The 10,472-nt window shown below is 69.5% G+C and carries 10 protein-coding genes and 4 pseudogenes; 10 read left to right on the top strand and 4 right to left on the bottom strand.

The window, feature by feature from the left end; translation table 11 throughout:
• Nucleotides 1–118 precede the first annotated feature (118 nt).
• Nucleotides 119–400 (bottom strand): helix-turn-helix domain-containing protein, encoded by a 282-nt coding sequence (locus ACZ5CZ_RS36395; RefSeq protein WP_385847120.1) that lies wholly within the window; start codon nucleotides 398–400, stop codon nucleotides 119–121.
• A 467-nt stretch (nucleotides 401–867) separates the two neighbouring features.
• Here ACZ5CZ_RS36395 and ACZ5CZ_RS36390 point away from each other — a divergent pair.
• Nucleotides 868–1,014: pseudogene (locus ACZ5CZ_RS36390) on the top strand (DNA-binding protein); the annotation flags it as partial.
• Nucleotides 1,007–1,246: pseudogene (locus ACZ5CZ_RS36385) on the top strand (SpoIIE family protein phosphatase); the annotation flags it as partial. The pseudogenes ACZ5CZ_RS36390 and ACZ5CZ_RS36385, both read left to right, overlap by 8 nt.
• Before the next feature lie 127 nt (nucleotides 1,247–1,373).
• Here ACZ5CZ_RS36385 and ACZ5CZ_RS36380 read toward each other — a convergent pair.
• Both ACZ5CZ_RS36380 and ACZ5CZ_RS36375 read right to left on the bottom strand, forming a co-directional pair.
• Nucleotides 1,374–1,857, bottom strand: a pseudogene (locus tag ACZ5CZ_RS36380) (DUF5994 family protein).
• Nucleotides 1,858–2,034: 177 nt separating this feature from the next.
• The gene (locus tag ACZ5CZ_RS36375) at nucleotides 2,035–2,907 is read right to left on the bottom strand and encodes a helix-turn-helix domain-containing protein (RefSeq protein ID WP_468949020.1); all 873 of its coding nucleotides are present in this window, start codon (nucleotides 2,905–2,907) and stop codon (nucleotides 2,035–2,037) included.
• 399 nt (nucleotides 2,908–3,306) lie between these two features.
• On the opposite strand from ACZ5CZ_RS36375, the gene ACZ5CZ_RS36370 reads away from it, so the two are divergent.
• From ACZ5CZ_RS36370 to ACZ5CZ_RS36345, 6 genes are all read left to right on the top strand, one after another.
• On the top strand, nucleotides 3,307–4,620 hold the full coding sequence (locus ACZ5CZ_RS36370) for an ice-binding family protein (RefSeq protein ID WP_468949018.1): 1,314 nt from the start codon (nucleotides 3,307–3,309) through the stop codon (nucleotides 4,618–4,620).
• A 301-nt stretch (nucleotides 4,621–4,921) separates the two neighbouring features.
• Nucleotides 4,922–5,476 carry a DUF5819 family protein gene (locus tag ACZ5CZ_RS36365; protein WP_450792458.1) on the top strand — a complete coding sequence of 185 codons (555 nt, stop codon included), beginning with the start codon at nucleotides 4,922–4,924 and terminating at the stop codon, nucleotides 5,474–5,476.
• Nucleotides 5,477–5,552: 76 nt separating this feature from the next.
• Nucleotides 5,553–6,764 carry an HTTM domain-containing protein gene (locus ACZ5CZ_RS36360; protein WP_468949024.1) on the top strand — a complete coding sequence of 404 codons (1,212 nt, stop codon included), beginning with the start codon at nucleotides 5,553–5,555 and terminating at the stop codon, nucleotides 6,762–6,764.
• Between the two features lies 1 nt (nucleotide 6,765).
• Nucleotides 6,766–7,467: a DUF5994 family protein gene (locus tag ACZ5CZ_RS36355; protein ID WP_385847125.1), complete on the top strand. Its 702-nt coding sequence runs from the start codon at nucleotides 6,766–6,768 to the stop codon at nucleotides 7,465–7,467.
• A 10-nt stretch (nucleotides 7,468–7,477) separates the two neighbouring features.
• Nucleotides 7,478–7,771 carry a hypothetical protein gene (locus ACZ5CZ_RS36350; protein ID WP_385847127.1) on the top strand — a complete coding sequence of 98 codons (294 nt, stop codon included), beginning with the start codon at nucleotides 7,478–7,480 and terminating at the stop codon, nucleotides 7,769–7,771.
• An 11-nt stretch (nucleotides 7,772–7,782) separates the two neighbouring features.
• The gene (locus ACZ5CZ_RS36345) at nucleotides 7,783–8,130 is read left to right on the top strand and encodes an STAS domain-containing protein (RefSeq protein WP_385847128.1); all 348 of its coding nucleotides are present in this window, start codon (nucleotides 7,783–7,785) and stop codon (nucleotides 8,128–8,130) included.
• 93 nt (nucleotides 8,131–8,223) lie between these two features.
• On the opposite strand, the pseudogene ACZ5CZ_RS36340 reads toward ACZ5CZ_RS36345, so the two are convergent.
• A pseudogene (locus ACZ5CZ_RS36340) lies at nucleotides 8,224–8,707 on the bottom strand (DUF5994 family protein).
• Between the two features lie 530 nt (nucleotides 8,708–9,237).
• Here ACZ5CZ_RS36340 and ACZ5CZ_RS36335 point away from each other — a divergent pair.
• Together ACZ5CZ_RS36335 and ACZ5CZ_RS36330 are read left to right on the top strand one after the other, a co-directional pair.
• A complete protein-coding gene (locus ACZ5CZ_RS36335) occupies nucleotides 9,238–9,804 on the top strand; it encodes a Uma2 family endonuclease (protein WP_385847130.1) in 567 nt (188 codons plus the stop codon).
• Between the two features lie 125 nt (nucleotides 9,805–9,929).
• Nucleotides 9,930–10,397, top strand: coding sequence for a tetratricopeptide repeat protein (locus tag ACZ5CZ_RS36330; protein WP_385847131.1), 468 nt, complete (start codon nucleotides 9,930–9,932; stop codon nucleotides 10,395–10,397).
• Nucleotides 10,398–10,472 lie beyond the last annotated feature (75 nt).

The following is a 10,472-nucleotide window of genomic DNA, read 5'->3' as shown; positions in this document are numbered from 1 at the left end:
ACGCCAGCGGCCACCCCGCTTCGGTGTCCGGTCCGGGAGTAACGGCTCGATCCGCGCCCACTGCGCATCAGTCAACGGCACACCCGGACCAACGACCAACTGATCCAAACGAAACTGCCTAGCACCCCCTCCGGTCGTCGCTGGACGCCGAGGGGAGCGGCAGGAGCAGGGTCGTGGGAGGGGTACCGAGCGCGGTGGCTATGGCGACGAGGTCGTCGATGTCGCACCGGCGACGGCCGCGTTCGGTGCGGCTGAGCGCGGTATTGGTCATCGGGCGGCCCAGTGCGGTGCAACGGGCTGCGAGTTGGTGCTGAGTCAGCCCGCGTACGAGGCGTAGGCGCTCGATGGCGCGGACGGTGTGAAGGCCGGCGGGGCCTATTTCTACAGGTCGGGTTGCCATGACAGTTAGCTGTAACTTGCGACCGGATGCTATGGCAAGAGTTGGTTCTTAAACTCTACAAAAGTCATCCCGGGACCGAGTGGCGTTCCTCTCATCGAATTCCGGCACATCACGAGCCGTTTCATCGAGGACGCCGTGCTACCTTCCCATCGCGTCGCAAAGATGGGTGATTTAAGCAGGTATCAGCCGAACTATCCAGCGAGCCCTGCGAGTGGCATCTGGCCGCTCCGAGCTACCTCTGAGCTGCGAGGGTATCGGATTCCGGCACCTCTACCGACCGCTTCGCCGCAAAACATTTTATGTTCTGCGGGAGCGATTTCGGCAACCGGGGATCCAGCCTTACTGTTCTCGTCTCACCGGCCACACCGAGAGAAGCAGTACAGAGTTTCAGAAACAACTCTGGACTTTTCTCCGGATGGTGTGGCTGTGTTGTCCAGGCACGTTGTCCAAGACCGAAAAGGAGCCCTGTGCCGAATACCTCTCTCCGCAGCGCGAACGCCCCTTCCTCCGCCGACGCTGCCCGGCGCGGCCCGTTGGCCACTCCGGCGGAAGTCGCTGCCTATCTCGGGGTGCCGGTGAAGACCCTCTACCAGTGGAAGTACCGGGGAACTGGGGCTGGTGCCCGGGGACCGAGTCCTCTGCTTCACCGACGGAGTGGTCGAGGAACACAAGAGCGGCGGGGAGGAGTTCGGGGAGGACCAGCTGATCGACTGTGTGAACCGGCTGGAGAGGACCGGCCGCGGCATCCGGGCGGTGACGCGCTCGCTGTCCCACACGCTCAAGCGGGCACGGGGCGGACGGACCAGCGACGACGCGACGCTGCTCATGGTGGAGTGGCGCGGCTGACCGCGGACCGAGCGGCTGCTCAAGGACACGGGCTTCGTGGTCCGTTCCACCCGGTGAGGCCGGCAGGGGGCCGCCTCAGCGGGGTGAGTCGACCGGAGCATCCCGAGGGACGGGCTCCGCCGCCCTGTCAGCCGACAGGACCACGCCCGCTCCCGGTGTCGATGAGGATCTGTTCCGCGTCGCTGACGTTGTCCACCCGGACCGCCCGGGCCATCGCGGCACGGGCGGCATCCCGTGCCGCGTCGGGCGGGACGACCAGCAACGAGAAGATGTCCCGGTCACCCCGGGTGATCAGGACCGTGTCGTCACCGACCGGGAAGGAGTCGATGTGCACCACCCGGTCGTCCACGACGATACGCGTCGGCAGACCCTCCCAATCGGCGGCATCCAGCCCCACACGCGACACGGGGCCGACGTGGGCGACGAGGGCACCCAACAGGGCGGGCAGCTCGGCACCGATGTCGCGCGAGCGCGGCCACCACGCGCCGTCGAGGACGCCTCTGCGTGATGCGGTCGCCTCCAGGCCGCAGAAGCGCAGATCCCGGTCGCACGGCCTCGTGGACGCCACTGGGCAGACGCCGGGGAACAGGTGGTGTGTCCGAGCTGGTCATGAGGACCACCCGTCGGTAGGGCCGGTGCGACGACGGGACCCCGCCCCGCACCTCCCACGCTACTCCTGGCGCCACACTCACCGACGTCCGCAGATCGCCCGCCCTCCCGCCCCGCCCCCGACGAAACCGATCCAGCAGGTCACGGCGGAGGCGTACGAGTCCTGGTCCGAGGGGTGGTCAGGGACGGTTCGCCGCTCCGACGTGCCACTTGACGGCGTCGGTGATGAAACGGCGGCTGCTGACCGGGTCCAGGGCCCGGGCCTGGAGATGGGCGTACATCACGTCATAGGGCCGCACGTCGGACGGCTTCTCCAGGTAGAGGTCGCTGGTGAACCGTTCCAGGTAGACCACCGCCCCCTCGGGACCGTCGGCGAACCTCACAAGGGAGAACCGCCCCGACAGGCCCGGATGAGCGCCGCCCGTGAAGGGGAGGACCTGCACGGTGACGTTGGGCTCCGCGCCGAGCGCGTTCAGGTGTTCGAGTTGCTCCCGCATGATGTCGGGAGAGCCGACGGCACGGCGCAGGACCGATTCGTCCAGGACAGCCCGGAAGCGCAACGGGCCCGCCGGGTCGTAGATCCGGTGCTGCCGGCGCAGCCGCACCTTCAGCCGTGCGGCTGCCTGCCGGGCCGTGAGCCGGGGAATCGATTCCTCGATGACCGCATGGGCGTAAGCGGGGGTCTGCAAAAGATCCGGGATCACCAGGGGCTCGAAGGCGTGGACCGAGGCGGCGTCCGTCTCCAGGCCGATGTAGACGCTCTGGGGAATGTCGCCGTAGGCATGCCACCACCCCCGTGTGCCGGATTCCCTCGCCATCTCCATCAACGCGTCGACGGCCTTCTGGTCCGACACCCCGTACAGCGCGCACAGGTCGCGCACGTCACGGGGACTGATTGCGCGGCGGCCGTTCTCCAGGTGACTGATCTTGGGCTGGGAGATCATCAGCCGCTCGGCCACTTCCGTGCTCTTCAGTCCACTGGCCTGGCGAAGCCGACGCAGTTCGGCCCCCAGGCGACGTCTCCTGACGGTGGGATTGATGTGCGCCGCCACGGGCGGGGTACCTCCGGGTTCACGTCATCGTTCTGTTCCGCAGACTGCCACGCGGAAAGCGATGTTGATCACCCGCCATACCATCGCGCCCGGGCACCGGCCAAACCGGATCGTGACGTCGTCATGTGCCGTTTTCACGTGCGTCCGCATGTGCGGGATCACCTCGCGCGGTCCCGGGAGTTCGTCCGCGCAACCAATCGCTATCACCAAATAATCAATAAGTACGTATTCCGCAATATTGCGCCGCACGCCAGAGCTGAACGCTCGAAAACCAGAAACGCACTTCTATTGTCGCGGGCTCAGAAAGATTCCTCCGTAATATGCACCACCAGATCACGGCTCTCCGGGCGTTCGGTTGCAGCCCGGCACGCCACGGCCCCCACAGGAAATGGCCTCTTGATGAAGCTGAAAATCCCTGAGACGGCTCGCCGGCGCTCCCTGCCGGGCTTGCTGGCCTCAGCTCTCGCCGCCACGGTCGCCGCCGCGATGGTCGTCCTGTCGCCCGCCCAGGCAGTCGCCATCGCCACGCCGGTACCGCTGGCCACGGCGGCGAGTTTCTCCGTCCTGGCGGGCGCGGGAGTCACCAACACCGGCCCCACGGTGATCAGTCACGACCTCGGGACGTACCCGAACCCGGCCATCACCGGCTTCCCGCCCGGCGAGGTGCTCGGCGCCGTGCACGCCGCCGACGCCGTGGCGGCTCAGGCCAAGTCCGACCTGGTCACCGCGTACAACAACGCGGCAGGTCAGGCCACGGACTTCGCACTCGCAGCGGGCATCGGGAACGGCACGACGCTGCTTCCGGGCGTCTACACCGCCACCTCGGGTGTCGGCATCACCGGCGATCTGATCCTGGACGCCGGAGGAAACCCGAACTCCGTGTGGGTGTTCCAGATTCCGGAGGCCCTGACGACGGCCTCCTCCAGCCGCGTGCTTCTGACCAACGGCGCCTCGGCGTGCAACGTCTACTGGCAGATCGGGAGTTCGGCCACCCTCGGGACGAACTCCACCTTCGTGGGCACCATCATGGCCCTGACGGACATCCACGTGACCACAGGGACCAACATCGAGGGCCGGGCGCTGGCCCGCAACGGCGCCGTGACGCTCGACACCAACCGGATCTTCCTCAACTCCTGCTCGACCGGAACGACCGGCGGCACGACCACCGGCACCACCAGCGGTACGACGACAGGAACGACGACCGGTACCACGACCGGCACGACGACGGGCACCACGACCGGATCGACGACCGGCACCACCGCCGGTGCGATCGGCGGGGGCCTGGTCAGCGGCGGCCTGGTCAGCGGTGGTCTCCTGGGCGGGCCGATCGTCAACGTGACGGGCGGCGGCACCTCCGGGAACACCGCGGGCAACACCGCCGGCAACAACGTCACCAAGGGGAACACCTCGGGGAACACCGCGGGCAACACGGCCGGGAACACCGCCGGCCAGCACGGCGGCGGCCGGCCCGGCGAACACCACGGCAGGCCCGGCGAACACGGCGGACCGGACGTCGGTGGTGGGTACGAACACCACCGCAAACCAGGCGAGGACCACCAGGGCGCGCCGGGCAAGCCGGACCACGGCCAGGGTGATCGGCCTGGCGACGACAACGGCCACGACTACGGCAACGACTACGGCAACTACGGCTACGGCAACTACGGCTACGGCAACGCGCCCAAGTCCGACGGTCAGGAAGACCACGAGAGCTAGTCGGCGGATCGCGGGTCCGTACCGCGGATGACGGCGTGCGGCGGGACCTCTCGAACCCGCCGCACGCCGCCGCTGCCGCTGCCGGTGGACGAACAGCCTGTGACGCCGGGCGGCGGAACACGAGAAAGCAAGGTGGGCGGTGTCGAGCGGAACTGACGCGGCACGCGTGAAGGAACACCGACGGACCGATGGCGGCTCGCCGCCGGGGGAACGGAGAACGGACGCCGGTCCGCCCGGCGAGCGGGTCCGGGGTGCCAGGGCCCTGAGAGCGGGCCTGCGCGGTGCCGTCCTCGTGTGCCTGGTGACGACCCTGGTGCATCTCGGTGCCGTCTTCCTCCACGTGGCACCTCCCAACCCCGTCTCACAGCGGTACAGCCGGCAGGTCGTCGCGTGGGTGTATCCCCTTTTCGAGCAGAACTGGCAGTTGTTCGCCCCCAACCCCGACTCCGTCAACCGCAGGGTGTGGGCCAGGACCGCGCACAGTGGGCCCGACGGCTCAGCGCGGGTCAGCCCCTGGATCGACCTGACCGCCCTGGACCGTGCCGCCGTCGCACACGACCCGTTTCCCAGCCACACGGCGCAGAACCTCCTGCGCCGTGCCTGGACCTCCTACGTCGACACACACGGCGCGGACGACAGGGCACGCTCTCCCCGGGCCGTGATGATGCAGACGTACCTGAGCAACATCGCCGCGGACCGCGTCGCCGGTCGGCGCGCGGGCACGTTCGAGTTCATCCAGCTCCGGGTCGTCACCTCGCCCGTCGTCGCGCCTGGCACGGCGGCCGGCCGGCGGCCCCCCGAGCCGGTGGAGAACCGGCTCCTGCCCTGGTGGAAGGTGACCCCCCGTGGGAAGTGAGAAGGTCCGCGACCTCCCGGCCGACACGGCCGTACCGGGCGGGTCCGAGGACGGCGCGTGGGCCCGCGTCCACCGTCTGCTCCTCGCCCGGGCCGACGGCATCTGGGACCTCCTCACCGGCCGTCCCGTGTCCCTGTACGCCACATCGGTCCTGCGGATCGGGTACGGGCTGCTCTACCTGGCCTTCCTCCTCCGGGAGTTCCCCCACCGGGACGAGATCTGGGGTCCCGGCTCCCCGTGGACACCCTCACTGGCGGCGCAGCTCTTCGACCAGACGGGCTGGTGGAGCTTCCTGCTCCTGTCGGACAGCCGCGCCTACTTCGAACTCTGCTATGCGCTGGCTCTCCTGACGTCCGTGCTCTTCCTGCTGGGCTGGCGGACCCGGGCCACGTCCGTGCTGTTCGCGGGCGTGGTGGTCTCCTTCCACGCCCGGGCGATCTTCATGACGGACGGCGGCGACAATCTCCTGCTGCTGATGGCCCTCTACCTCACGCTCACCGCGTGCGGTCGGTGCTGGTCACTGGACGCACGCCGCGCGCGGATCAAAGCGGCGCGTACGGACGTCGCCCGCACGCGCCACGTCGTCGCCCAGGACCTGCGTGCGGCCCGGCGGACGCTGGTCACCGTGGTGCACAACTGCGGCGTCCTCGTGATCGCGGCACAGGTCTGCTTCCTGTACGGATCGGCCGGTCTGTACAAGGTCCAGGGCTCGTTCTGGGACGACGGCACCGCCCTGCACTACGTGCTGAACCTGGAGCTCTTCCAGCCGTGGCCCGCGCTCTCCCACGCCATGGACCGGTATCCGCTCGCGATGGCGGTCGCCGGCTACCTGACCGTCCTCACCCAGGTCGCCTTTCCGTTCGTGCTCTTCGGCCGGCTCAAGTACCCGGTCCTGACCGTGCTCCTGGGCATGCACGTCGCCATCGCCGTGGTGCTCGGACTGCCGCTCTTCTCGGGCACGATGATCGTCGCCGACGCGGTGTTCCTTCCCGACCGCTTCTACGCGTTCCTGCCCCACCTCCTGCGGCGCGGTACGCGTCGATGCGACGGGCCGTCGCCGGAGCGGGGAACAGGGCTCGGATCCGTCCCCCCAGCAGGGCGGCCACCCGGACGGGCGGGAGGAGTACAGGCCGGTGTCACGCCCGGCGAGCGGTCACGCCGGTCCGCCACCGTCCGGCTCGACGACGGCGCCGTAGAAGCCGCGCGACGCGTGATCGGGGAACGGCCGCCCCCTCGTGAGCGCTTCTCGCCACACGGCCCCTCCGCACCGCGACGGAACGCGGAGTAGTGTGGTCCGTACCGAGGGCATTTCGCACACCGGCTTCCACGCCGGGTCGTTCCCGGCGAACGAAGAAACCCGGGCCGCCGCAGAAGCGGCCCGGAGACGGGTCCGCATCATGTCGGCGACCTTGCTTCCCACCCTGGCGCACGCCGAGCCCGCCGCAGCCCCGGCCGCGCGCCTCGCCCTGAAGACCGACGGCCCCCGGGGACTCCTGGACGGAGCGTGGTGGCCCAGGTCCCGAGACCTGCTGCACGAACTCCCGGCGCTCATGGACGTACTGGATCCCCTCTGGGGCCGCATCACCCGTATCGCCGTCAACCCCGAGCACTGGCCTGCCATCCCGCGCAAGATCCCCGTGGCCGGGCACATCGTCAAGGCCGGCTGGTTCACCCCGGAACTCGACCCCCACAAGCTGCTGCTGCTCTCGTACGGCACCGGCCGCTGGGACCTCCTCGTCATTCCGCCCGAGACCGGGGCGGCGTCGGCGGCCCGGCTGATGGCGGCCGCGTCCGGGCACGACGGGCCGCCGCTGACCGCGAGCGCGCTCATCGCCGCGGACGATGCCCTCGACGACGTCCCGGGCAACGACCGGCCAGGGCGCCCGGACGACATGTGGGAGTACGAGGGCGGCGCCTCGGCGGTACCCGCGGCCGTTCCCGGGCAGGCCGGTCCGCCGGGGGCGGCCAGCCGGCTGATCGTCGGTATGTGAGGTGGCCGCCATGACCGCCTTCCTGACGATCGTCGCCTTCCTGGTCCTCGTCGCGGTGGCGGCGTACGTGATCCACCGGCTCGGGCTCCAGCACGCCGACAGGATCGCGGCGTACCGGTACAGCACCCCCCGGCCCGGTCGCCGTGGTCGTGTCGCGCCCCAGCCGCACCCCGCGCCCTGGGCCGGCGTCCGGACGTCCGACAGGCGACCCGGCAGCCCCGCCCCGGCACCCACCCGGCCCGCGGCGACGCGATCCCGGGGCGTGGACGCAGGCTCCGGAGCACCCGAGGATCCGAGCGACTGAACCGAGGCGTCATGACTCTTCCGCGGCTGAACATCTACCGCCACGACCGGGGGGCGCGGGCCCTGGTCACCCTGGCCGGTGTGATCGACCCCGTCACCGCGCCCCGGGTGCGCGCCGCTCTCGAGCAGTGTCTGCGGGACGGCATCACCCTCATCGACGTCGATCTGACCACTGTCGACCGCTGTGACGACAGCGGCCTGCGCGTCTTCCTCGACGTGTCCGAGCATGCCGCCGAGTCCCAGGCGTTCCTCCTGCTGCACCACCCATCCGCACAGACCGAACGACTGCTCATGGACACGGGCTCCGACGGTCTGCTCTACCCGATGAAGCCGAAAGGGGCGCGCCCTCAGCGGGCCTGACGTCGACAGAAGCACCCCAGGGAACGGGCCACCGGACGGGAGGCGTTGGTGCGCCGGTCAAGCCGTACGCCCGTCTTTCCCCGCGCCGCCCTGTCAGCCGACAGGACCACGCCCGCTCCCGGTGTCGATGAGGATCTGTTCCGCGTCGCTGACGTTGTCCACCCGGACCGCCCGGGCCATCGCGGCACGGGCGGCATCCCGTGCCGCGTCGGGCGGGACGACCAGCAACGAGAAGATGTCCCGGTCACCCCGGGTGATCAGGACCGTGTCGTCACCGACCGGGAAGGAGTCGATGTGCACCACCCGGTCGTCCACGACGATACGCGTCGGCAGACCCTCCCAATCGGCGGCATCCAGCCCCACACGCGACACGGGGCCGACGTGGGCGACGAGGGCACCCAACAGGGCGGGCAGCTCGGCACCGATGTCGCGCGAGCGCGGCCACCACGCGCCGTCGAGGACGCCTCTGCGTGATGCGGTCGCCTCCAGGCCGCAGAAGCGCAGATCCCGGTCGCACGGCCTCGTGGACGCCACTGGGCAGACGCCGGGGAACAGGTGGTGTGTCCGAGCTGGTCATGAGGACCACCCGTCGGTAGGGCCGGTGCGACGACGGGACCCCGCCCCGCACCTCCCACGCTACTCCTGGCGCCACACTCACCGACGTCCGCAGATCGCCCGCCCTCCCGCCCCGCCCCCGACGAAACCGATCCAGCACACATGAAGTCGGGAAGCCCCGTGAACACTGGAGAACTACGGAGTGGTGTTTTCCCAGGCCAGACGCACTCCGACCGACATCTCCGCAGGTCACAGCCCCGCCCAGGGAAAACTCCTAAAGCGGGTGTCGCAGGTTCGAATCCTGCCGGGGGCACCAACAGAAGGGCCAGCTCAGGAGGGGTGTCCTCCCAGGCTGGCCCTTCGCCTTGTTGAGGGTCGTGCCACGGACGTGCCACTACGTGCCCGCGGCCCGTGAGCTGCCGACGAAGACATGTCCGTCGATGTCGGCCGACGGGAGTGAGCGTGAGCGAGATCAGCGTGCCGGAAGGACGGCAGACAGTACGCTGAACCCAGCGGGATCGGGCCCGCGGCCCAGTGTCCGGGAGGTGCTTCATGACGGCCGAAATGGTGGCCCCGGCGTGGATGCATGAGCAGATCACGGCGGAGGAGTACGACTCCTGGTCCGAGGACCAGTGCGCCGGTATCGAGATCGTGGACGGGATGGTCGTCGTGAGTCCGAGTGCGTCCAAGCGGCACAACCGGCTCGCGCGGATGCTGGCGAACGCCCTGGATGCCGCCGCGGGCCCGGAGTGGAACGCCGACACTGACTTCGACGTCCGGCTTCAGGACGTCCCGCTCACCAATCGCCGCCCGGACGTCATCGTGTACCGCGCAGACACGATCGACATCACCCCCACCCGCCCGGAGCACGTGCTGTTGGTCGCGGAGGTGGTGTCACCAGGATCGGAGACCACCGACCGGATCGTGAAGGTCGACCAGTACGCCAAGGCAGGCATCGGCTTCTACTGGCGGATCGAGCAGGCCGCGACAGGTGTTCCTCTCGTGTACACCTACGTCCTCGACCCCGCGACGAAGGCCTACCGGGACGGAGACGTGTTCACCGGCGTCCTCAAGGTAGCGGCCCCCTTCCCGGTGCAGATCGACCTCGGCCAGATCTGACCACTCACTGCTGAAGGAGGCAGGGGATCGGTCCGGGGCTCAGGAGTGGTACGCGCGGGGCGCCGAGCTGGGCAGCCGTACGGGCGGCGAAGACGGGCCTGGCCCGGCCGGCCTACCTGGCGGGCATGAGCATGGTCCGGTACGGCCGCCATGCCGAGGCGGAACGATGGCTGGTGATGGCCTGGGACGAGGGCATCGTCGAGGCGTCGTACCACTTGGGGCGTGCGCTGCGCGGTCTCGGGCGCGAGGCGGAGGCCGTCGAGTGGCTGCGGCGCGCCGTCGAGCGGTATGCGGAGTTCGAGCGTGAACGGTACGGGTTCAACAGGCCCGATCCCCGGCCCGAACTCGCCGAACTGCTGATGAAGTCGGAGCAGGACGAGGAGGCCGCAGACGTCGTGGCGAGGATTCTGGAGGAGTACCCGGGCCACCTGCACGGCAACCGCTACGCCGGCATCCTCGCCCGCCGCAGGGGCGACCTCGAGACGGCCGCGCAACACTTCGAGAAGATCGCCGACAGGGACGGTGACGGAAGCGTCGGGTCGACACTGAGGGAGATCAGAGACCTCCTGGCCCAGGTTTCGCACCCGCACTGAACGCAGGGACGGCGGCTGCCCGGCAGTGCGCCGCAAGACGCCGCGCCGGCCCTCAAGCCCCGGCTGCGCTCCACT

This window comes from Streptomyces sp. NPDC031418 (assembly GCF_055581605.1).
The sequence above is the reverse complement of the archived record's forward strand: the minus strand, read 5'-3'. Positions and strand labels throughout refer to the sequence as shown.

What these genes read in the sequence shown, in the direction of transcription:
- ACZ5CZ_RS36330 (WP_385847131.1), top strand. Translation starts at nt 9,930, where the DNA reads ATGAGCATGGTCCGGTACGGCCGCCATGCCGAGGCGGAACGATGGCTG.
- ACZ5CZ_RS36395 (WP_385847120.1), bottom strand. Translation starts at nt 400, where the DNA reads ATGGCAACCCGACCTGTAGAAATAGGCCCCGCCGGCCTTCACACCGTC.
- ACZ5CZ_RS36350 (WP_385847127.1), top strand. Translation starts at nt 7,478, where the DNA reads ATGACCGCCTTCCTGACGATCGTCGCCTTCCTGGTCCTCGTCGCGGTG.
- ACZ5CZ_RS36335 (WP_385847130.1), top strand. Translation starts at nt 9,238, where the DNA reads ATGACGGCCGAAATGGTGGCCCCGGCGTGGATGCATGAGCAGATCACG.
- ACZ5CZ_RS36370 (WP_468949018.1), top strand. Translation starts at nt 3,307, where the DNA reads ATGAAGCTGAAAATCCCTGAGACGGCTCGCCGGCGCTCCCTGCCGGGC.
- ACZ5CZ_RS36345 (WP_385847128.1), top strand. Translation starts at nt 7,783, where the DNA reads ATGACTCTTCCGCGGCTGAACATCTACCGCCACGACCGGGGGGCGCGG.